This is a genomic window from Lutimaribacter saemankumensis, assembly GCF_900100005.1.
Classification (GTDB): domain Bacteria; phylum Pseudomonadota; class Alphaproteobacteria; order Rhodobacterales; family Rhodobacteraceae; genus Lutimaribacter; species Lutimaribacter saemankumensis.
This window is the reverse complement of the sequence record NZ_FNEB01000004.1, coordinates 246,992-268,175: the sequence shown is the minus strand read 5'-3', so window position 1 is coordinate 268,175 and position 21,184 is coordinate 246,992. Positions and strand designations below refer to the sequence as shown.

At 65.5% G+C, this 21,184-nt stretch carries 25 protein-coding genes; 13 read left to right on the top strand and 12 right to left on the bottom strand.

Going from position 1 to position 21,184, the window contains the following annotated elements; genetic code table 11:
* Window positions 1–44: 44 nt before the first annotated feature.
* The 3 genes from BLT50_RS10385 to ppk2 form a co-directional block, all read right to left on the bottom strand.
* Entirely contained in the window at window positions 45–950 is a 906-nt protein-coding gene (locus tag BLT50_RS10385; protein WP_090028594.1) for a nickel/cobalt transporter, read from the bottom strand.
* The gene (locus BLT50_RS10380) at window positions 941–1,567 is read right to left on the bottom strand and encodes a DUF1007 family protein (RefSeq protein WP_090028593.1); all 627 of its coding nucleotides are present in this window, start codon (window positions 1,565–1,567) and stop codon (window positions 941–943) included. The genes BLT50_RS10385 and BLT50_RS10380 overlap by 10 nt, the downstream gene beginning before the upstream one ends.
* A gap of 89 nt (window positions 1,568–1,656) precedes the next feature.
* Window positions 1,657–2,628 (bottom strand): polyphosphate kinase 2, encoded by a 972-nt coding sequence (gene ppk2, locus BLT50_RS10375; RefSeq protein ID WP_090028592.1) that lies wholly within the window; start codon window positions 2,626–2,628, stop codon window positions 1,657–1,659.
* A 169-nt stretch (window positions 2,629–2,797) separates the two neighbouring features.
* On the opposite strand from ppk2, the gene BLT50_RS10370 reads away from it, so the two are divergent.
* The 3 genes from BLT50_RS10370 (at window position 2,798) to parE (ending at window position 6,995) form a co-directional block, all read left to right on the top strand.
* Window positions 2,798–4,081 carry an alpha/beta hydrolase family protein gene (locus BLT50_RS10370; RefSeq protein ID WP_217629231.1) on the top strand — a complete coding sequence of 428 codons (1,284 nt, stop codon included), beginning with the start codon at window positions 2,798–2,800 and terminating at the stop codon, window positions 4,079–4,081.
* Complete coding sequence (locus BLT50_RS10365; RefSeq protein WP_090028636.1) at window positions 4,081–4,956, top strand: alpha/beta fold hydrolase; 876 nt, start codon at window positions 4,081–4,083, stop codon at window positions 4,954–4,956. The genes BLT50_RS10370 and BLT50_RS10365 overlap by 1 nt, the downstream gene beginning before the upstream one ends.
* 80 nt (window positions 4,957–5,036) lie before the next feature.
* Window positions 5,037–6,995, top strand: a complete 1,959-nt coding sequence (gene parE / locus BLT50_RS10360) for a DNA topoisomerase IV subunit B (RefSeq protein ID WP_090028591.1) — start codon at window positions 5,037–5,039, stop codon at window positions 6,993–6,995.
* 60 nt (window positions 6,996–7,055) lie between these two features.
* On the opposite strand, the gene BLT50_RS19035 is transcribed toward parE, so the two are convergent.
* On the bottom strand, window positions 7,056–7,349 hold the full coding sequence (locus BLT50_RS19035) for a hypothetical protein (protein WP_139170514.1): 294 nt from the start codon (window positions 7,347–7,349) through the stop codon (window positions 7,056–7,058).
* Window positions 7,350–7,432: 83 nt separating this feature from the next.
* On the opposite strand from BLT50_RS19035, the gene BLT50_RS10355 reads away from it, so the two are divergent.
* Complete coding sequence (locus BLT50_RS10355) at window positions 7,433–8,119, top strand: hypothetical protein (protein ID WP_090028590.1); 687 nt, start codon at window positions 7,433–7,435, stop codon at window positions 8,117–8,119.
* Here the strand turns inward: BLT50_RS10355 and BLT50_RS10350 are convergent.
* From BLT50_RS10350 to BLT50_RS10340, 3 genes are read right to left on the bottom strand one after another with little or no spacing between them, the layout of a single operon-like run.
* Entirely contained in the window at window positions 8,116–8,517 is a 402-nt protein-coding gene (locus BLT50_RS10350; protein ID WP_090028589.1) for a c-type cytochrome, read from the bottom strand. The two genes, BLT50_RS10355 and BLT50_RS10350, sit on opposite strands and share 4 nt — an antisense overlap.
* A gap of 23 nt (window positions 8,518–8,540) precedes the next feature.
* Complete coding sequence (locus BLT50_RS10345; protein ID WP_090028588.1) at window positions 8,541–8,933, bottom strand: c-type cytochrome; 393 nt, start codon at window positions 8,931–8,933, stop codon at window positions 8,541–8,543.
* Between the two features lie 14 nt (window positions 8,934–8,947).
* Window positions 8,948–9,346: a c-type cytochrome gene (locus BLT50_RS10340; protein ID WP_090028587.1), complete on the bottom strand. Its 399-nt coding sequence runs from the start codon at window positions 9,344–9,346 to the stop codon at window positions 8,948–8,950.
* A 133-nt stretch (window positions 9,347–9,479) separates the two neighbouring features.
* Between BLT50_RS10340 and BLT50_RS10335 the strand changes: the two genes are divergently transcribed.
* Window positions 9,480–9,893 carry a PaaI family thioesterase gene (locus tag BLT50_RS10335; RefSeq protein WP_090028586.1) on the top strand — a complete coding sequence of 138 codons (414 nt, stop codon included), beginning with the start codon at window positions 9,480–9,482 and terminating at the stop codon, window positions 9,891–9,893.
* 42 nt (window positions 9,894–9,935) lie between these two features.
* A complete protein-coding gene (locus BLT50_RS10330; protein WP_245723352.1) occupies window positions 9,936–10,349 on the top strand; it encodes a DMT family transporter in 414 nt (137 codons plus the stop codon).
* Between the two features lie 3 nt (window positions 10,350–10,352).
* On the opposite strand, the gene BLT50_RS10325 is transcribed toward BLT50_RS10330, so the two are convergent.
* From BLT50_RS10325 to proS, 5 genes are all read right to left on the bottom strand, one after another.
* A complete protein-coding gene (locus BLT50_RS10325) occupies window positions 10,353–11,036 on the bottom strand; it encodes an ABC transporter ATP-binding protein (protein WP_090028584.1) in 684 nt (227 codons plus the stop codon).
* Entirely contained in the window at window positions 11,029–12,279 is a 1,251-nt protein-coding gene (locus BLT50_RS10320) for a lipoprotein-releasing ABC transporter permease subunit (protein ID WP_090028635.1), read from the bottom strand. The genes BLT50_RS10325 and BLT50_RS10320 overlap by 8 nt, the downstream gene beginning before the upstream one ends.
* A gap of 156 nt (window positions 12,280–12,435) precedes the next feature.
* The gene (locus BLT50_RS10315; RefSeq protein ID WP_139170513.1) at window positions 12,436–12,708 is read right to left on the bottom strand and encodes a hypothetical protein; all 273 of its coding nucleotides are present in this window, start codon (window positions 12,706–12,708) and stop codon (window positions 12,436–12,438) included.
* A gap of 165 nt (window positions 12,709–12,873) precedes the next feature.
* A complete protein-coding gene (locus tag BLT50_RS10310) occupies window positions 12,874–13,371 on the bottom strand; it encodes a DUF2937 family protein (protein ID WP_090028582.1) in 498 nt (165 codons plus the stop codon).
* 82 nt (window positions 13,372–13,453) lie between these two features.
* Entirely contained in the window at window positions 13,454–14,806 is a 1,353-nt protein-coding gene (gene proS / locus BLT50_RS10305; protein ID WP_090028581.1) for a proline--tRNA ligase, read from the bottom strand.
* 208 nt (window positions 14,807–15,014) lie between these two features.
* On the opposite strand from proS, the gene BLT50_RS10300 reads away from it, so the two are divergent.
* From BLT50_RS10300 to BLT50_RS10270, 7 genes are all read left to right on the top strand, one after another.
* Window positions 15,015–16,082 (top strand): AI-2E family transporter, encoded by a 1,068-nt coding sequence (locus BLT50_RS10300; protein ID WP_090028580.1) that lies wholly within the window; start codon window positions 15,015–15,017, stop codon window positions 16,080–16,082.
* Entirely contained in the window at window positions 16,082–16,759 is a 678-nt protein-coding gene (locus BLT50_RS10295; RefSeq protein WP_090028579.1) for a P-loop NTPase family protein, read from the top strand. Before BLT50_RS10300 ends, BLT50_RS10295 begins: the two co-directional genes overlap by 1 nt.
* An 86-nt stretch (window positions 16,760–16,845) precedes the next feature.
* Window positions 16,846–19,020 carry an RNA degradosome polyphosphate kinase gene (locus BLT50_RS10290; RefSeq protein WP_090028578.1) on the top strand — a complete coding sequence of 725 codons (2,175 nt, stop codon included), beginning with the start codon at window positions 16,846–16,848 and terminating at the stop codon, window positions 19,018–19,020.
* A gap of 110 nt (window positions 19,021–19,130) precedes the next feature.
* The gene (locus BLT50_RS10285) at window positions 19,131–19,304 is read left to right on the top strand and encodes a DUF1328 domain-containing protein (protein ID WP_090028577.1); all 174 of its coding nucleotides are present in this window, start codon (window positions 19,131–19,133) and stop codon (window positions 19,302–19,304) included.
* A 46-nt stretch (window positions 19,305–19,350) separates the two neighbouring features.
* On the top strand, window positions 19,351–19,647 hold the full coding sequence (locus BLT50_RS10280) for an ElaB/YgaM/YqjD family protein (RefSeq protein ID WP_090028576.1): 297 nt from the start codon (window positions 19,351–19,353) through the stop codon (window positions 19,645–19,647).
* Complete coding sequence (locus BLT50_RS10275) at window positions 19,647–20,057, top strand: phage holin family protein (RefSeq protein WP_090028575.1); 411 nt, start codon at window positions 19,647–19,649, stop codon at window positions 20,055–20,057. The genes BLT50_RS10280 and BLT50_RS10275 overlap by 1 nt, the downstream gene beginning before the upstream one ends.
* Window positions 20,058–20,059: 2 nt before the next feature.
* The gene (locus BLT50_RS10270; RefSeq protein ID WP_175491450.1) at window positions 20,060–21,160 is read left to right on the top strand and encodes an AI-2E family transporter; all 1,101 of its coding nucleotides are present in this window, start codon (window positions 20,060–20,062) and stop codon (window positions 21,158–21,160) included.
* Window positions 21,161–21,184: the final 24 nt, after the last annotated feature.

The window sequence follows — 21,184 nt, the reverse complement described above, 5'->3', positions numbered from 1 at the left end:
CCGACCGACTATCGGACGAAGCCGCAAGGAATGGCAAGCGGGTGCTAGAGCGCGGCCAGCGCCAATTGCAGCGCGACGACGGCGACAACCGCACCCGCCGCGATCTCGATCAGGGACAGCGCGCGCAGGCTGCGCGCGCCGCCACCGATCTGCATCAGCGTGCCCTCGCGCAGGATCGCCGACAGGATTGCCACCGCGACAGTCACGCTGGCGGTGCCCAGCCCCATCGCGAGCGCACCCAGGATGCCCGCCATGCGGATATCCATCTGCCATGTCAGGATCAGCACGAACAACGCCCCGGTACAGGGGCGCACTGCCACCGCGGCGATCAGCACCAGCGCATCGCGCAGCGAATGGACCTCGGCCGCCTGTTCGGGCGTGGGCCCGTGGGCATGGCCGCAATCGCAAGCCTCGCCATCCCCGTGATCGTGATGATCATGGGTATGCGCAGCCGCGCGCCCCCACCAGAGCCGGCGCGCACCGCGAAACAGCAGCCAAAGCCCGACCAGCGCAACCATGACATAGCTGGCCGGCGCCAGAACCCGCTCGGCCGTGTCGACCATCTGGTTGCGCGTGAGGTCCAGCACCAGCACCCCGGCATAGACCATCGCGATGGCGCTTGCTGCCTGTGCCAGGCTCGACGCCACGGCGAGAACCGACAGGCGCATCACCGGCACCCGGCGCCCGACGCCATAGCCGCCGATCAGCAGCTTGCCATGGCCGGGGCCTGCCGCGTGAAAGAACCCGTAGGCGAAACACATGCCCAGCAACCCGCCCAGCGCCGCCGGATCGCCGCCGCGCAGGCGCCTGAGCAGCCCCGCCATCGCGTTCTGAACGTCGCGCTGACCCTGCGCCGCCCAGCGCGACACGTCATCCATGCCCCCCATCGGCCACAGCCAGACGGCCAGGGCCAGGATCGCGGCCAGCGCACCGAACACCGCTATTCGCATGTCACGCGCACCGTATCGGCGAAAAGATCGCCCACTTCGGGATAGTCGTCGGGATCGGGCGGCATGTCCTCCAGCGCGGCCTCGACCGCCGCATAGGCGGCATCGAGGTCGGGCTTTTCGATCCGAACGTCGCAGCCTTCGGGCGCGTGCACGCCGCCCGTCAGGTCATAGGCGGTGTAGAATGTCGGGTCATAGGCGCGCAGGATCAGCTCGGCCCCGCCACCGGACACGGGCCGGAAATGGCGGGTGGTGATCTTGCCGTTCTCGAAGCTCGTGCCCCGCCCTTCGGGCGCGCCAAGCGTCACGCCCTCTCCGCCCACCGTCGCATAAAGATCGCCTGCGAACCCTTCGACCCATTGCAGGTCGAACCCGTCCAGCGCCTGCAGTTCTGCCTCGGTCAGCTTGCCATCGTAATCGCCGTCAAGCTCCATGTCCTCCAGCACCAGCAGGCTGTAAAGCTCGTCATAGCTCCAATGCACCTCGACGCCACTGATGCGGCCCGCATCATCGGTGACCACATGCAGCGCCGTATCGACGAAGATATGCGGATGCGCCGCGCCGATCGTGGGCGAAAACGCAGCGGTCAGGAACGCCGTGATATGGAAAAAGCGGGCCATGCAACGGGATTAGCCGCAATCCTGCAGCGGCGCAAATGGCCATCTTGCCGCGAAGGATGCGGGCGGCAAGATACCGCCCGCTATCCGCATCACCGCACCTTGCGCTGATCGGGATGCAAAGCCGACCCCAATATGTGATCGGCGCGGTGGATCACATGGCCCGCCTGCCCCACGATCAGAGGGTCGGGCGCGTGGGCGATCTTCAGATCCTTGCCGGGATAGTCGATCGTGGACAGGAAATGCAGCATGCAGTTCAGCCGCGCGCGTTTCTTGTCGTTCGACTTGACGATGGTCCAGGGCGCATCGGCGGTGTCGGTGTAAAAGAACATCGCCTCCTTCGCCTCGGTGTAATCGTCCCACTTGTCCAGGCTCGCCTTGTCGATCGGGCTCAGCTTCCACTGTTTCAGGGGGTCGGTTTCGCGGCTTTGGAACCGCGCGCGCTGTTCGTCCTGCGTGACCGAGAACCAGTATTTGTATAGCTGGATGCCCGAGCGCACCAGCATCCTCTCCAGTTCCGGCGTCTGACGCATGAATTCCAGGTATTCATTGGGCTCGCAGAACCCCATCACCCGCTCGACACCGGCGCGGTTGTACCAGCTGCGGTCATACAGAACCATCTCGCCGGCAGTCGGCAGGTGATTGATATAGCGTTGAAAATACCATTGCCCGCGCTCTTCCTCGGTGGGTTTGTTCAACGCGACGACGCGCGCGGTGCGCGGATTCAGGTGCTCGGTAAAGCGCTTGATCGTGCCGCCCTTGCCCGCCGCATCGCGCCCTTCGAACAGCAGCACGAATTTCTGCCCCGTTTCCTGTGTCCAGAGCTGCACCTTCAGCAACTCGGCCTGCAGCTTGGCCTTTTGCGCCTCGTAGGCGCGGCGCGACATGCGGTCCTGATACGGGTATTCGCCGCTCTCGAAGGCGCGGCGCACCTCTTCGGGCGAAGGCCAGCGCCGGCGCGGCGGCTTTTGATCGACGGCCGCGACCGCATCTACCGCAGCGGGCGCGGATTTCGAATTGGCCTTTTCGGCCTGCGGCTTGATCTTGGTTTCGGCTGCGGTCATGCGCGTCTCCTTTTTGAACTACGCAATCTTACCCCACCGCCCACAACCGCGCCTTGATCCCGGTCAACCCCGCGCAATCGGCCCCATGACGCGACGAAACGGCGGCGAGGCTGGCAACCGGGGCTTGCGCACTAGGTCTTGGCGTATCAACACGGAGGAGGAAGAGCCCATGATCAAACTCACGACAGCCGGCCTTGCGCTGGCGATTGCCGCAGGGTCCGCAATGGCAGAGAACCGCATCGACACGATCCGCCCCGACGCCCCGGCCCTCAGCCCCTATGGTGCCTACCCGGTGGGTGTGCGTGAAATGTCCTTCACCGTGCCGGGCCGGATCGACATCCTGAACGTCACGGACGATGCGACCCCGGAATACGACCGGCCCTACACGGTCGAGATCTGGTATCCCGCCGCCGAAGGCACTGAACCGGGCGGCACCTATGACACGGTGATCCGCGACGGGCAGACCGCGACCACGCTGCATGGCCGCGCCGCACGCGATGCCGACCCGGCCGAAGGGTCGTTTCCGCTGATCGTCATCAGCCACGGCTATCCCGGCAACCGCTTCCTGATGTCCCACCTGGGCGAGAACCTGGCCTCCAAGGGATATGTCACCGTGTCGCTGGATCACGCCGACAGCACCTATTCCGATCAGGCGGCGTTCGGCTCGACGCTTTACAACCGGCCCTGGGATCAGCGCGCGGTGATCGACTTCATGGCCGAGCTGGACGGCCCGCTGGGCGCGATCACCGACACCGCGACAACCGGGGTGATCGGCTATTCCATGGGTGGCTATGGCGCGCTGATCTTTGGCGGCGCGGGCGTCACGCAGCAGGCGGTGGACTACAGCTGGGGCACGCCCAAGGGGCTGCTGTCCGCCAACCAGGCAGGCACCGACAGCCACGAAGGGCTGATCGACGACCGGGTCAAGGCCATCATCGCCATCGGCCCCTGGGGCAAGAACTATAATTTCTGGGACCAAACCGGGCTGACGGGCCTGCGCAAACCCACGCTACTGATGGCCGGATCGGTGGATGACGTATCGTCCTATCCGGCGATGCGCCAGATCTTCGAACAGGCCACCGGAACCGACCGGCACCTGCTGACCTTCATCGGCGCCAATCACAACGCCGCCGCCCCGATCCCCGCCCCGGCCGAGGCATGGCAGGATACCGGGATCCTCGATTTCATGCCCTTCGATCACTATGCCGACGCGGTCTGGGACACCGTGCGCATGAACAACGTCACCCAGCATTTCGCCACCGCCTTCATGGATCTGCACCTCAAGGGCGATGACGACATGGCGCGATATTTCGATCTGGTGGAATACGCCGAAGAAGGCCAGGTTTCCCTGAACGAGGAGGGCAGCGAAAAGGACGACCACAGCTATTGGGCGGGGTTCGATGCGCGCACGGCGGCGGGCCTGCGCTTCGAAAGCCGTGCAAAGGGGGAATGATGCAGGAACACACCACCCGCCTGAAAGGGCAGGAGTTTCACCTGTACGAATGGGGGCCGGCGGATGCGCCGGTCATCCTGGCCCTGCACGGCTTTCCCGAATATGGCGGCGCCTGGTCCGACCTGGCCGGGCACCTGCCCGATTTCCGCATAGTCGCCCCCGACCAGCGCGGCTTCGGCCAAAGTTGGGCCCCGCAGGATGTGCGCGACTATGCCAACGGAAAGCTGGTGGGCGACATGGCGGCACTGATCGAACAGATCGGCGCCCCGGTCATCGTGCTGGGCCACGACTGGGGCGCGGCCGTGGCCTATGGGCTGGCGATGTTCCACCCGCACCTGGTGTCGCGCCTGATCATCATGAACGGCGTCCATCCCGCTCCGTTCCAGCGCGCGCTGGCCGCAGGCGGGGCGCAAACCGCCGCCTCGCAATACATCCCCTGGCTGCGCGGCGACGGCGCCGAGGACATCCTTGCCGCCGATGATTTCGCCAAGCTTCAGGCGCTTTTTGCCGCGCATATGGACATGTCCTGGCTGGCCGGCGACAGGCTTGCCGCCTACAAGGCCGAATGGGCGCGGCCGGGCCGAATGACCGGCATGCTCAATTGGTATCGCGCCTCGCCGCTGGTGGTGCCGAAACCGGGCGAACGCGCCACCGGCCTGCCCGACCTGCCCCATGACAAGCTGCGCGTGCCGATGCGCCACCTGCTGATCTGGGGCGAGAACGACACCGCGCTCCTGCCCGAGGCGACCGAGGGGCTCGAAGACTACTGCGACGACCTGACCCGCGTGAACGTGGCCAATGCCGACCACTGGCTGCACCACCAGCAGCCCGCCCTTGTCGCCAGCCTGATCCGCGACTGGATCGCACGGGGCTGATCGCGGCCACAGCCACTTCCCCCGCCCCGCCGGCTCTGCCATAATGCGCGCCAACCAACCAAAAGAGAGCAGCGCAGCACATGGCCGACGACCTTCTGTCCCCGACCGAGCCCACCGATTATGACGCCTCTTCGATCGAGGTGCTCGAAGGGCTGGAGCCTGTCCGCAAACGCCCCGGCATGTATATCGGCGGCACCGACGAACGCGCGCTGCACCACCTCGTGGCCGAGGTGCTCGACAACTCGATGGACGAGGCCGTGGCCGGCCACGCCAACCGCATCGAGATCGAACTCCACGACGACTATGCCATCACCATCCGCGACAACGGCCGCGGCATCCCCGTCGATCCGCACCCCAAATTCCCCGACAAATCCGCGCTCGAGGTGATCCTCTGCACGCTGCACGCGGGCGGGAAATTCAGCGGCAAGGCCTACCAGACATCGGGCGGCCTGCACGGGGTTGGCGCGTCGGTCGTGAACGCGCTGTCGGATTCGATGGTCGTGCAGGTCGCGCGCAACCGCGAATTGTTCGAACAGCGCTTTTCCCGCGGCATCCCGCTGGGTCCGGTGGAAAAGCTGGGCCAGGCCCCCAACCGCCGCGGCACCACCGTGACCTTCCACGCCGATGAACAGATCTTCGGCTCGCACCGGTTCAAGCCCGCGCGCCTGTTCAAGATGGTGCGCTCCAAGGCCTACCTGTTCTCGGGCGTCGAAATCCGCTGGAAATCCGCGATCGAGGATGGCGAAACCCCGACCGAGGCCACGTTCCACTTTCCCGGCGGGCTGGCAGATTACCTGCGCGAAACCCTGGGCGGCGCCTCTACCTATGCCGAGGCGCCCTTTGCCGGCACCGTCGATTTCCAGGAGAAATTCAACACCCCCGGCAAGGTCGAATGGGCGATCAACTGGACGCCCTCGCGCGACGGGTTCATCCAATCCTACTGTAACACCGTCCCCACCCCCGAAGGCGGCACGCACGAGGCCGGGTTCTGGGCCGCGATCCTCAAAGGCATCCGCGCCTATGGCGAGCTGGTCAACAACCGCAAGGCCGCCCAGATCACCCGCGAAGACCTGACGACCGGCGGCTGCGCGCTGGTGTCATGCTTTATCCGCGAACCCGAATTCGTGGGCCAGACAAAGGACCGGCTGGCCACGACCGAGGCGCAGAAACTGGTCGAAAACGCGGTGCGCGACCATTTCGACAACTGGCTGGCGGCCGATACGAAATCGGCCGGCGCGATCCTCGATTTCCTCGTGCTGCGGGCCGAGGAACGGCTGCGCCGCAAGCAGGAAAAGGAAACCCAGCGCAAGTCCGCCACCAAGAAACTGCGCCTGCCCGGCAAGCTGGTCGATTGTTCGGCCACCTCCCGCGAAGGCACCGAGCTGTTCATCGTCGAGGGCGACAGCGCGGGCGGGTCGGCCAAGATGGCGCGCGACCGCAAGATGCAGGCGCTCTTGCCGCTGCGCGGCAAGATCCTGAACGTGCTGGGCGCGGCAAGCTCGAAACTCGGCACCAATGCCGAGATCAGCGACCTGACCCAGGCGCTTGGCGTGGGGCTGGGCACCAAGTTCAACATCGACGACCTGCGCTATGACAAGATCATCATCATGACCGACGCCGATGTCGACGGCGCGCATATCGCGTCGCTGCTGATGACGTTCTTCTTCACCCAGATGCGCCCGATGATCGATGCCGGGCATCTCTACCTCGCCTGCCCGCCGCTCTACCGGCTGACGCAGGGCGCGCGCCGGATGTATGTCTCGGACGACGCGGCGAAAGAGGAACGGCTGAAAAAGGGCCTGGGCGGCAAGGGCAAGATCGACGTGCAACGCTTCAAGGGCCTGGGCGAGATGGACGCCAAGGATCTCAAGGAAACCACGATGGACCCGGCCACCCGCAAGCTGATCCGCGTCACCATAGACGAGGACGAGCCCGGCGAAACCGGCGACCTCGTGGAACGGCTGATGGGGAAAAAACCGGAACTGCGGTTCCAGTACATCCAGGAGAACGCGCGGTTCGTCGAGGAGTTGGATGTTTGAGTAAATCCGCCAAAATTAAAGCGGAGTTTCGTGGCTCTACAAGGCACGAGAACGGAAAGTTCATTCCCACCGCGGTTGCTTGCATTTGTCCAATGTGCAACGAGAAAGGTATTTTCCAGCTAGCAAGAGTTCAAATTGCAAAAGAACTTGAGATAATGACATCAAATCAAAGTGGCTCATCCGCATAATTGTTGAAATGGAATTCCAGCGCGGAATCAAGGCGCGCAAAGCGCGCCGCCGCGCGATCGCCAGACCGCCCCCCGGGCTGGCGATTTGGCCACCACCAGCGCCCCGATCAAACCTCTTGCGGATGTGGCGGCCATAAAGTGCCCCCAACCACCGTTGGATCGCCATCCTGCGGTCTGGCCACCGCACGGCACCGCCAACGACACATCCTTTCCCTTGCGCCGCGTCCGAACACGCGCTCTAAATCCCCCATGCGCGCCCTGATCCTCACCGCCCTTCTGATGCTCCTTGCCGCCTGCGGGCGGCCGATGACGGAAAACGAGATCGCCTTTGCCCGCGCCATCCATGGCGACGAGGTGAACCCTGCGCGGGTGCGGTTTCACGACGGGCTGATCGCGGGCTCGTTCACCTATCAGCGCCCCGTGCGCCCGCGCCTGACCTGCATGGAACGGATCTTTCCGCCCTCGCGCGGCGAAACCGTGACGGTCTCGCCCGGCGCGGCGGTGGCGTTCAACCGCGTCTTTTACCGCCGCGATCTCTATCGTGATGATTTCATGGCGAATTTCCCCGAACAGATCGACCTGCTCGACGCGACACTGATGGCGCATGAGATGGTGCATGTCTGGCAATGGCAGAACCGCAAGCGCACCGGGTATCACCCGCTCAAGGGGGCGGGCGAACATGCGGGCAACCCCGATCCCTATCTCTTCGACATCGAAACCGAGGCGCGCTTTCTCGATTACGGCTACGAACAGCAGGGCGCCATCGTCGAGGAATATGTCTGCTGCCGCCTGCTCGATCCCGACGCGCCGCGCACCGGCCGCCTGCGCGCGATGATCGGGGCGGAAATGCCGATTGACCGGCTCGACCGGGCGATCAGCCGGCCCAAGGTTTCGCTGCCCTGGAAAGGCGCCGAAACGCGCGGGATTTGCCGTTAACGCTGGATCGATTCCAGATAGGTCATCAGCGCCGCCAACGGACGCGGCACCGGCGTAAACTGCCCGTCGCCCACATCCACCGGCACGGTGTCACCACGCAGCAGCAGCCCGAATTCCGGCATGTCCTGCTGCGGGTCCGACCGCGCGTAACCGTCGATCTTGGACAGCACCTGCGCCCGCGGGAAGGCACCGCCATTGCGCGCGGCGATCGTCGTCAGGTCGGCCGGCCTGGGCCGCAGCCCGGCGGCGATCTCGCCATCGCCGCGCCCCGAGGCGCCGTGGCACATCGCGCAGTTTTCCACGAAAAGCGCGCGGCCCTCGTCGGGTTCGGGCATGTCCTCGACCGCACAGGCCGCCAATAACACACCCCCCAGAACCGCCGCCGCGATCATCCGCATCTTCCTGCTCCCTTGTCTCTGCCTTATTGCTGGATAGCCTGCAGGAAGACGACGAGATCCGCAATGGTGCGGCTGGTCAGGACCGGCTGCCCCGAGGGCAGCTTCAGCGCCGTGTCGTCGCCTTCGAACAGCTCGCCATAGACCGGCATGTCGCTGCCGTGGCTGACCAGCGGGTCACGCCCGTCGATCCGCTGCAACACCCGCATCAGGGGGAAATCGCCATCGTTTTCAGCCGCAAGCCGCGTCAGATCCTTGGGTTGCACCAGCAGGATCGGCGCCATTGGCCCGCCCCCCTTGGCCTCGGCGCCATGGCATGTGGCGCAGCGCTGCATGTAGACAACCGCGCCTTCCGCCGCGTCCTGGGCTTGAGCGGCCATCGGGGCCAGCGCAAGGGCGAGCAATGCAAGATGTTTCATAGCGGGTCTCCTTTTCATGGCCGCTGCAACGACTGCACGTAATCCACAAGGTCCAGCAACGCGCGCGGCGTTTCCACCTGCGCGCCATCCGCCGTCGTCACGGTCACGGTCGCGCCGTCGAAAAGCGGGCCGAATTCCGGCATGATGGCACTGTGGTAGCGCCCTGGGTAGCCGTAAACCTTGGCGATTACGGCGTCGCGCGGAAACGCGCCGCCATTGCGCACGGCCAGTCCCGTCAGGTCGGCGGGCGGCACCGGAAGATCGCCGGCGATCGGCCCGTCGCCGCGCCCGCCCGCGCCGTGGCAGGTGCTGCACAGGCTGGCAAAGGTTTTGGCGCCCGGCGGGCGTTGCGGCTCGGTCATGCACCCGGCCAGCGCCAGCGCGGCACAGATCGCAAGAATGTGGCGGGGCATCGGCTCTGCCTCCTCGTCTGCTCAGGCGCAGGATGTCGCAGCCCCCGCAAGGCCGCCTTGATCTGGATCATGGGTGACAAGCCCCGCCCGCCGCGCCATTCTGCGCCAAAGCGACGAACAGGGGACAGACGCAATGACCATCACCGTGACCGAGGCCGAAACCATCCTGAAATCGGGCTTCGCGCCCTGGGTGCGCGCGCTGGATATCCGCTTCGATGCGATGGCGGCGGACGGCCATGCCACGCTGTCGATCCCGATCACGGATGAAATCGCCCGCATCGGCGGCATCGTCAGCGGCCAGGCGCTGGCAACGCTGGCCGACACCAGCATGGTTTTCGCCTGTTTCGCCCATCTGGGAGAGCCGCTGCCCGTCGCGACCACCAATCTCGACACGCAGTTCCTGCGCCCGGGCACCGGCACCCGCGTGCGCTGCGAGGCGCGGGTCGTGCGCGCGGGCAAGTCGCTGATCTTCGCCGCCGCCGATCTGCTGGCCGAACCCGATGACAAACTGATCGCGCAGGCCACCGCCACCTTCTTCAAGCCGTAAGAAAGCTTTGCCATGCAACCCACTCATTTCTATGCGATAACCATGCTTGCGGCGGGCGTCGGCATTCCGATCCTCGCAGCATTGAATGCGCAGCTTGGCGTGCGGCTCGGCTCGCCGGTGGCGGCGGCGGTCGTGCTGTTCTGCGTGGCGCTGGCGGGCAGCGTCGTGGTGCTGCTTGTGCACGGGGCGCGCCCGATCCTGGCGCTGCCGACGGTGCCGCGCCACCTGCTGCTCGGGGGCTTGCTGGTCGCGTTCTACATCCTGTCGGTCACCTTCATCGCCCCACATTTCGGCCTGGGCAACGCTGTGTTCTTCGTGCTGCTGGGGCAGTTGATCAGCGCGGCGGTGATCGATCATTACGGGCTGTTCGGCGCCCGCGTCACCCCCATCAGCGCCATGCGCCTGGGCGGCATCTCCATGATGGCGGCAGGCGTGTTCCTGACCCAGAAGGTCTGACCGCTACCCCGCCCCCAGAACGCCCTTGTCCAGGCGCAGCACGCGGTCCATCCGCGCGGCAAGCGCCATGTTGTGCGTGGCAATTAGCGCCGACAACCCGGTCGAGCGCACAAGATCCATCAGCGCCTCGAACACCGTGTCCGAGGTTTCGGGGTCCAGGTTTCCGGTCGGCTCGTCCGCCAGCAGAAGGCGCGGCTCGTTCGCCAGCGCCCGGCAAAAGGCCACGCGCTGCTGTTCGCCGCCCGACATCGCGGCGGGCCGGTGATCGGCACGTTCCGCCACGCCCACGCGGGCCATCAGGTCCAGCGCGCGGATCTGCGCCTCGGCCCGCGAAACGCCCCGTGCCAGTTGCGGCAGCACGATGTTTTCCACCGCCGAGAACTCGGGCAGCAGGTGATGGAACTGGTAGACAAAGCCGACATCGTTGCGCCGCACGATGGTCCGGCGGCGATCCGACAGACCCACCATCTCGTCCCCGCCGATCCTGACCGATCCGGTGTCGGGTGTGTCCAGCAGCCCCGCGATATGCAGCAACGTGGATTTCCCCGCGCCCGAAGGCGCCACCAGCGCCACCACCTCGCCGCGCGCCACATGCAGATCGACACCGCGCAACACCTCGACCGCGCCGGGCTTGCCCTTGTTGTAGGTCTTGGTCACGCCCTCCAGCGCCAGCACCGGATCACTCATAGCGCAGCGCCTCCACCGGGTTCATCCGCGCCGCGCGCCGCGCCGGAAAGATCGTGACGATGAACGACAGCCCCAGCGACAGCGCCACCGCGCTCAATACATCGGCCAGTTCCAGCTTTGCGGGCAGGTAATAGATGCCCCGGATCGCCGGATCCCAGGCATTGCCCCCCGACAGCCCGTTGATGAAGGCAAAGATCGGGTCGATATAGATCGCGAACAGGCACCCCAGGATCACCCCCATCGCCGTGCCGATCAGCCCGGTGAACGCCCCGCAGATGAAAAACACCCGCAGAACCGATCCTTCGGTCAGGCCCATCGTGCGCAGGATGCCGATATCGCGGCCCTTGTTCTTGACCAGCATGATCAGCCCCGAAACGATGTTCATCGTGGCGATCAGCACCAGGATCGACAGGATCACGAACATCACCCGGTCTTCGATCTCGAGCGCGTTCAGAAATCCGCCCGAGGCGTCCCGCCATGTCCACAACTGCGCGCGCTCTCCCGCGGCGGCCAGCAACGGCAAGGCCATCCGGTCGACCTGGTCGGGGTTCTCGACCATCACTTCCAGCTCGTCGGCCACCCCTTCGCGGTTGAAGAACGCCTGCGCCTCTTCGAACGGCATGTAGATGCGCGTGCGGTCGATATCCCAGCGCCCCGCGGTAAAGATGTAGGTGACCGGGTAGGCATTGACCCGCGGCTTGGTGCCAAAGGGGGTTTTCACGCCGTTGGGGCTGATGATGCGGATCGTGTCGCCGATGCCCACGCCCAGTTCGCGCGCCACGCCCGACCCGATCGCGACGCCCTGCGCGAATTCCGAAACCGACCCCTCGTGCCCGTCGCCCTGCCCGATCCGCGGGATGGCCTGCAGATCGTCGGGGGCGATGCCGAACACCTCGACCCCCGCGTTGCGGTCGCGCGCATTGGCCATCACCTGCCCCTTGATCAGCGGGGCCACGCGCGTGACGCCGGGCACCTCGGCCACGCGGGCCGCCATCTCGGCGTAATCCGGCAGCGTCCGGTCGATCGCGCCGGTCTGCTGGTCGACGGTGCCCAGGCTGTAGACGGTGACATGGGCGTTCGCGCCCAGGATCGTATCGACGAATTCCGCCCGGAACCCGGAACGCACGGCAAGCGTCGCGATCAGGGCGAAAACGGCAAGCGTGATGCCGATCAGGCTGATCCAGGTCATCACGCTGACACCGCCCTCGGCGCGCCTTGCGCGCAGATAGCGCCAGGCGATCATCCATTCAAAGGCGGAAAACGGCGCGGTCTGCGAAAGGCGCTGCTGCGGCACTGGCATCATCCATGTCAAATTCAGCGCGACACTGCGAATTTCACACGGCAGGGTCAAGCCGTGCCGCCCGCACACACGCGGAACTGAGCGGATTTGACCGGCAGGTCAGTGCCCGCGCAACACCATGCAAACCTGCGAAGGATCGCGCACACCCAGCAACACGACCTCGCCCTCGGGCAGGCACAGGCGCAAATCGCCGTCATCGGTGTGATCGTAGGAAACCGAGGGCATCTGCCGGCAGGTGTCGTGATGCATCACGACCACCGTGCCCATCGCCTTGTCGCAATGCGGGATCACCACCCGGCCATTCAGGTTTTCGGATACATGGAGCGCATCCGCAAGCGCCGCGTCGGGCTCATCACAATGGGCAAACAACATCTGCGCACCAGTCCTTTCCAGGGTCTTACCGCACTGATGCGGTCCGACCGAACGCGCAGGCAGACTGCCCCACAACCGCGCCATCCTTTTGCCACAATCTCTCAGAAATGCGCCCCAACGCGCAAGAGCGGCTTGCGAAACAATGCCTTATCCGATTCGCGACAATCACCCGGCAGGCCGCGCGCGCCGCGCGAAAGGCCAGCGCAGAAGGCGCAAGAGCCCCGAAACCAGCCCCGCGCCCAAGCCAAAGCCCACCAGCCCAAAGGCAAGCCCCGCGAAATCCAGCGGCAGCGCGGGCCGAAAGTCGGCCAGCGCCCGGGCGGCGATATCGGGGTCGGTCAGGCGGGTGGCGTGATAGGCGCGCATGAAGGGCCCCGCCCCGCGCAGCGCCGAAAGGTCGGCGGAAAGACGCGCGTGACGCGCGAAAGTGCGTGCCATGTCGGCACGGCGCCGGTCGAGGAACGCGCTGCCGGTCATCTGCGCCAGCGCCGCGTCGCGGCTCAGCCCGGCAGCGGCGGCCGACGCGTCGAAATCCGCCACCACCTGCCCAAGCGCATCGACAGCCCCGCCAAGGCGCTGGCTATATTGTTGGGAATATTCGGGAAACTGCGACAGCCCCGCCGCGCCGGCGATACCGCCCGCAAGGATCAATGCCCGGATCATCTGCCTGCCTCTGACCGATTGTTTTGTGCCAGTCTAGGGCAGGCCCGGGGCGGCTGTCCATCGCCGCCCCGGCCATTTCGGTTCAGATGCCGCGCACCATGTGCGGCGCATAGATCTGCGCCACGCGCTCGACCGCGGCTTCGGGGCTCATTTCCTCGCTCTCGCCAGTGCGGCGGCTGGTCAGCTCGACCACCCCGTTCTTCAGCCCGCGCGGCCCCACGGTGATGCGCCAGGGCAGGCCGATCAGGTCCATCGTCGCAAACTTGCCGCCCGCACGCTCGTCGGTGTCGTCGTAAAGCGGCTCCAGCCCCTTCGCCTCGAGCGCGGCATAAAGGCTTTCGCAGGCGGCGTCGGCCTCGGCATCGCCGGATTTCAGGTTCACGATGCCGACATGGAACGGCGTCACGCCCTCGGGCCAGATGATGCCGCGGTCATCGTGGCTGGCCTCGATGATAGCCCCCACAAGGCGCGACACGCCAATGCCGTGGCTGCCCATATGCACCGGCACCGCCTTGCCGTCGGGGCCCTGCACAGTCGCGCCCATCGGCTCGGAATACTTTGTCCCGAAATAGAAGATCTGCCCTACTTCGATCCCGCGCGCCACGCGGCGGCGCCCTTCGGGGATCTGGTTGAACACCGCTTCGTCATGGGTTTCGTCGGTGCGCGCGTAGCGGCTGGTGAACTCTTCCAGCACCGCCTGGCACTGCTCGCGCGAGTCATAGTCGATCTCGCGGTCGCCGAATTTCAGCTCGGTGATCTGGCTGTCATAGAACACCTCGCTCTCGCCGGTGTCGGCCAGGACCAGGAATTCGTGGGTGTCGTCGCCGCCGATCGGGCCGCTGTCGGCGCGCATCGGAATTGCCTGCAAACCCATGCGCTCGTAGGTGCGCAGATAGCTGACCAGATGGCGGTTATAGGCGTGCAGCGCGTCCTCTTTCGTCAGGTCGAAATTGTAGCCGTCCTTCATCAGGAACTCGCGGCCCCGCATCACGCCGAAACGCGGGCGGATCTCGTCGCGGAATTTCCACTGGATGTGATAGAGCGTCAGCGGCAGGTCGCGATAGGACGACACATGGCTGCGGAAGATATCGGTGATCAGCTCTTCGTTGGTCGGACCATAGAGCATGTCGCGGCCATGCCGGTCGGTGACGCGCAGCATTTCCTGGCCGTAATCGTCGTAGCGCCCGCTTTCGCGCCACAGATCGGCCGATTGCAGCGTCGGCATCAGCATCGGGATATGGCCCGCGCGCACCTGTTCCTCGTGGACGATGTTCTCGATCTTGCGCAGAACCTTGAAGCCCAGCGGCAGCCAGGAATAGATTCCGGCGCTGGCCTGCTTGATCATGCCGGCGCGCAGCATGTAGCGGTGGCTGACGATCTGCGCCTCGGCGGGCGTCTCTTTCAGAACGGGCAGGAAATAGCGGCTCAGGCGCATGGATATCCTCGTACAGTCAGGGTGGGTTGTTCCTAGCCGAGCGTTTGGGGCCACACAAGGGGCCGTTGGTGGACAGATCACCCCGCGCACGGGCCCGACCGGCGGCATGCGGCCCTGGTTCCGCGCGGCAGGCCGCATCCAGCCTTCCCCCTTGAATATCCGCCCCGTGCGGGTGACATAGGATGGAAAGGTTTTCGGAGACGCGTAAATGGCACTCCCGGTCAGGGATCAGGTAAAGTACTGGGGCATCGCCGCGGCGGTGTTCGTGCTGGTGCTGTGGTTCCTGGGCGATGTGATCCTGCCTTTCGTGCTGGGCGGCGCGGTGGCCTATTTCCTCGATCCCGTCGCCGACCGGCTGGAACGCATGGGCGCAAGCCGCGCGGTCGCCACGGCGACGATCACGCTGGTGGCGATCCTGGTCTTCATCCTGCTGGCGCTGCTGGTGATCCCGACGCTTGTCAACCAGACGGTCAACCTGTTCGACACCGCCCCGCAACTGTTTCGCGACCTGCTGGAATTCATCAACACGCGCTTTCCCGGCATGCTCGACGACGGCTCGGTGCTGCGCCAGTCGCTTGCCTCGCTGGGCGAAACGATCCGCGACCGCGGCGGGCAACTGCTGGAATCGCTGCTGAACTCGGCCGCGTCGGTGATCAACGTGATCATGCTGTTCGTGATCGTGCCGGTTGTGGCCTTCTACCTGCTCTATGACTGGGACAACATGGTCGCCCGCATCGACGACCTGCTGCCGCGCGACCACGCCCCGGTGATCCGCCGCCTGGCTGGCGAGATCGACAACGTGATCGCCAGCTTCATTCGCGGCATGGGCACCGTCTGCCTGATCCTCGGCACCTATTACGCGGTGGCGCTGATGCTGGTGGGGCTGCAATTCGGCCTGGTCGTGGGCTTTGTCGCCGGGCTCATTACCTTCATCCCCTATGTCGGCGCGCTGGTCGGCGGGGCGCTGGCCATCGGCCTGGGGCTGTTCCAGTTCTGGGGCGACTGGGTGTCGCTGGGGCTGATCGCGGGCATCTTCGTGCTGGGCCAGGTGATCGAGGGCAACATCCTCACGCCCAAGCTGGTGGGCGGCTCGGTCGGGCTGCACCCGGTCTGGCTGATCTTCGCGCTTTCGGTCTTCGGCACGCTGTTCGGCTTTGTCGGCATGCTGGTGGCGGTGCCGGTCGCGGCGTCGCTGGGCGTGATCGCACGGTTCCTGATCGACAACTACAAGGACAGCCGGCTTTATCGCGGCCTGTCGGAAAAGACGCGCGACTGATGGCACAGCAGCTCGGTTTCGACCTTCCGGTGCGCACCGCACTGGGACGCGAGGATTTCTTCGTCTCGCCCGCCAACGCCCTGGCCGTGGCGATGATCGAAGGCTGGCAGACCTGGCCCTCGCGCAAGCTGCTGCTGATCGGGCCCGCCGGCGCGGGCAAGACCCACCTGGCCCATGTCTGGGCGGCGGAAAGCGGCGCGCGCATCGTCGCCGCGACCGGGCTGGCGGATGCCGACATCCCCGCCCTGTCGCAATCCCCCGTCGCGGTCGAGGATGCCGACCGCATCGCCGGCGACCCCGCCGCCGAAGAGGCGCTGTTCCACCTCCACAACCTCGTGCTGGCCGAAGGGCACAGCCTGTTGCTGACCGCGTCGGCCCCGCCGCAACATTGGGGCCTGACGCTGCCCGACCTGCAAAGCCGCATGCAGGGCACGCAGGCCGCCACGCTCAGCCCGCCGGACGACCAACTTCTGGGCGCGGTGCTGCTCAAGCTGTTTTCCGACCGGCAGATCAATCCCACGCCCGACGCGCTGAACCACCTGATCAAGCACATAACGCGTGACTTCGCCACCGCCCGTGCCGTGGTGGCGGAAATGGACCGCACCGCGCTGGCCGACAGACGCCGCATCAGCATGGCGCTGGCCCGCGATGTTCTGGCACGGATCGACGCGGGATAGCTGGACAAATCCCGCGCATGCGCGCACCCTGTCGGGCGCATCTGCACCGTCACACCCCCGTCACAGAAAGGGCCGATACCGTCCCCATGACCGCCGCCGATTTCCTGCACGCCCCCTTTTCGCCCGCCGTCGCCATGCCAGACCTGGACCAGCACGGGCCGGGCCGGTTCTACAACCGCGAACTCAGCTGGCTGGGCTTCAACTGGCGTGTTCTGGAAGAGGCCGAAAACCCCCGCGTCCCCCTGCTGGAACGGGTGCGGTTCCTGTCGATCTCGGCCACGAACCTCGATGAATTCTATACCGTGCGCGTGGCAGGCCTGCGCGAACTGGCCCATGCCGGCAACACCACCCCCGCCGCCGACGGCCTCAGCCCGGCAGAGCAGCTTGTCCTGATCAACGAGGACGCGCGCAACCTGATGGAATCGCAGCAGCGCATCTTCAACGAGCTGCGCCAGGAAATGGCGGCCGAAAACATCGTTCTGCTGGAACCGGGCGACCTGACCAAGGCCGACCGCGCCTATCTGTCCGATCATTTCCTGTCGAACGTCTTTCCGGTTCTGTCGCCACTGGCGATCGACCCCGCACACCCGTTCCCCTTCATTCCCAACACAGGATTCAGCCTTGCGCTGCAACTCCAGCGCAAAAGCGACAAGCGCGCGCTGCAGGCGCTGTTGCCGATCCCGCACCAGATCGACCGCTTCGTGGCGCTGCCCTCGGATGAGGGCGCCCACCGCTTCCTGCCGCTCGAAGAGGTGCTGCTGCTGCATCTCGACAGCCTCTTTCCGGGCTACACCCTCAAGGGGCATTGCACCTTCCGCGTGCTGCGCGACAGCGATCTCGAAGTCGAGGAAGAGGCCGAAGACCTCGTGCGCGAATTCGAGGTCGCGCTGAAACGCCGCCGCCGCGGCGAGGTGGTGCGCATGAAAATCTCCGCCGGCGCCCCCGAGGCGCTGACCGCCGTCATCATGGAAGAACTGCATGTCGAACCCGACGAGGTGGTCGAGGTGCATGGCATGATCGGTATCGCCGACGTCAAGGAACTGGTGCTGGATGCCCGGCCCGATCTGCTCTGGCCGCCCTTCACGCCGCGCGTGCCCGAACGCGTGCAGGATTTCGACGGCGACATGTTCGCCGCCATCCGGCAAAAGGACATGTTGCTGCACCACCCCTACGAAACCTTCGACATGGTGGTGCGGTTCCTGCAGCAGGCCGCGCGCGACCCGGACGTAGTGGCGATCAAGCAGACGCTCTACCGCACGTCGCGCAACTCGCCCATCGTCGAGGCCCTGTGCGAGGCCGCGGAGGACGGCAAATCCGTCACCGCGCTGGTCGAGCTCAAGGCCCGCTTCGACGAGGCCGCCAACATCCGCCAGTCCCGCCGGCTGGAACGCGCGGGCGCGCATGTGGTTTACGGCTTCGTCGACTGGAAGACGCATGCCAAGATTTCCACCGTGGTCCGGCGCGAGGGCGACAAGCTGGTCACCTATACCCATTACGGCACCGGCAACTACCACCCGATCACCGCCAAGATCTACACCGACCTGTCGTTCTTTACCTGCGACCCGGCGCTGGGGCGCGACGCCACCAAGGTGTTCAACTACCTGTCGGGCTATGCCATGCCCGAGGGCCTGGAAAACCTGTCGATCAGCCCCCACAGCCTCAAGCCCAAGATGCTGGAAATGATCGCCGCCGAGGCCGAGCACGCCCGCGCCGGCAAGCCCGCGCAGATCTGGATCAAGATGAACTCCTTGATCGAACCCGACATGATCGACGCGCTCTACGAGGCCAGCCGCGCCGGGGTCAAGATCGACTGCGTCATTCGCGGCATCTGCGGGCTGCGCCCCGGCATCAAGGGCATGTCGGAAAACATCCGCGTCAAATCCATCATCGGGCGGTTCCTCGAACATTCCCGCATCATCTGTTTCGGCAACGGCCACGGGCTGCCCAGCAAACAGGCGCGCGTCTTCATCTCGTCCGCCGACTGGATGGGCCGCAACCTCAACCGCCGGGTCGAAACCCTCGTCGATATCGAGAACCCCACCGTCAAGGCCCAGATCGTCAGCCAGATCATGGCGGCGAACCTCGCCGACGTGGCGCAAAGCTGGACGATGTCGCCGGATGGCAAATTCCACCGCGCCGAGGTGCCCGAGGGCCAGTTCGCCTTCAACGCACACCGGTTCTTCATGGAAAACCCGTCGCTCTCGGGCCGCGGGTCGGCAGGCGCAAAAGACGTTCCAAAACTGACACATACCGAGGATTGACCCCCGCACTCGCGGCGCCCTTCCCCGCGGTTTTCCGCCGATCCGGTGGAATTTGATCAAATTTGCTGAATATTTCCCTGTTCGACCAAACTGAACAAGGAGGTCAAATTATGTTGGGTTGGGCCATTACGTTTCTGGTCATTGCGCTGATTGCCGGCGTGCTGGGTTTCGGCGGTATCGCTGCCGCGTCCGCCGGGATCGCAAAGATCATTTTCTACGTTTTCATCATTCTCTTCGTGATCGCGATGATCGCGCGCGCCGTGCGCGGCAAGCCTCCGGTCTGACCGGCAGGCTTTCCATCCCGAACCAAGGCAAACGGAGGACAGACACATGTCGAAACAACAGGAACTCGAAGACCAGCTTGCCCTAGCCCGCAAGGATATCGAAGCGCTGGCGAAACTGGCCGGAGATCGCGCGCGCGAGATCGGGCATGACCGCGTCGCGCAGGCCCAGACGGGTTTGGAAAACCTGTCCGAGGAGGCCCGCGCCGCCTATGACAGCGCGGTCCAGCAGGGCCAGCGCGCCCGCGCCGCGACCGAAGACCAGATCCGCGCGCATCCCCTGGCGGCCACCGGCATGGCCTTTGCCGCCGGATTCGTCCTGGCCGGTCTGCTGGGCCGCAAGTGATGTCGCTGATCGACCTAGCCGGCCAGGCCCTGCGCCTTGCCGAACGCCAGGCCGAAGCCAAGGCCCGCCGCGCCGCCCTGCAGATCGCAGGCGGCGCGGTGGCCGCGGTTTTCTTCGCGGCCGCCCTGGGCTTTGCGGGCTTCGGCGTCTTCCTCATGCTGGCGGCCGAGCTTGGCCCTGTCACGGCAAGTTTTCTGACCGCGCTGCTGGCGCTGGTCCTGGCGATCCTCGCCATGCTGATCGCACGGCAGATGGCCGACGCCCGACGCCGCGATACGCCGCAGATCCCCCCCGAACTTCACCAACAGCTTGAATGCCTCAGCCGCGAGGCGGGCGAGGAAATCGGCAAGGCCGCCCCCTATGTGGTCCTGGCCGGATTCGCCGCCGGGTTCCTGTCCGGGCGAAAGTGACGGTGTCCACGCCCCAGTCGCATGAACTGGCCCTGATCCGGGGCCTGCTGATCGGGGTGTTCCTGATCCTGCTGTTCGGTGCGGTGCTGATCGCGCGCGACGTGCTGTTCCCGATCCTGTTCGGGTTGTTCCTTGCGCTGACGCTCCGGCCGGTCGTGCGGGCGCTGTGCCGCGTCGGCTGCCCCGCGCCGATCGCGTCCTTCCTTGTCATCGCCACGCTGGCCGTGGCGATCGCCGGGTTTTTCTATTCCCTGTCCGGCGTCCTGTCCGACTGGGTCGCAGACATCCCGCGCATGATGACGGAACTGCGCTGGAAACTGGCCTCCCTGTTTTCGTCGGTGCAGGAAATGCAGGACGCCACGAAAGAGGTCGAACAGATCGCCGAAGGCACCAACGCCGCACCCGCCGTGCGTGCCGACGGGCCCGGTTTCCTGTCGACGCTGCTGGGGCAGACCGCGAATTTCGGGTCGGCGATCGCGATTGGCACGATCCTTGCGATGCTGATCCTCGGCTCGGGCGACCTGGTGCTATTAAAGATCCTCAACGCCTTCCCGCGCGACCGCGACCATGTGCGCAAGGTGATCTTCGACATCGAGGCCCGGATTTCGCGCTACCTTCTGTCGATCACGCTGATCAACATGGGCCTTGGCGCCGCGCTGGCGGCCTATCTTTGGCTGCTGGGCTTTCCCAATCCGGTGCTTTGGGGTGCGGCAGCCTTTGTTCTGAACTACCTGCCCTACCTGGGCGGGATCATCGGTGTGCTTCTGCTGGGGGTCCACGCGCTGACCCACTATCCCGATGTCGCCGCCGGTCTTGTTCCGCCGCTCGGCTACGCGGTGCTGACCACGCTCGAAGGGCAGATCGTCACCCCATGGCTGCTTGGCCGGCGGCTGGAGTTGAACACGATCGCGGTATTCCTGACCGTGCTGGTCTGGGGCTGGCTCTGGGGGATACCGGGAATGCTGCTGGCGGTCCCTTTCCTTGTCCTGTTCAAGGTGATCTGTGACAACGTATCGGCCCTGCGCCTGCTTGGCAGCTTCCTGTCGGCCGAACGCGCGCCAGGGTCCGGCAAGGCGGCCCATGCCGCACCCCCGGGTGATTGACCCCCGCCGCCACCCCGGCCATAA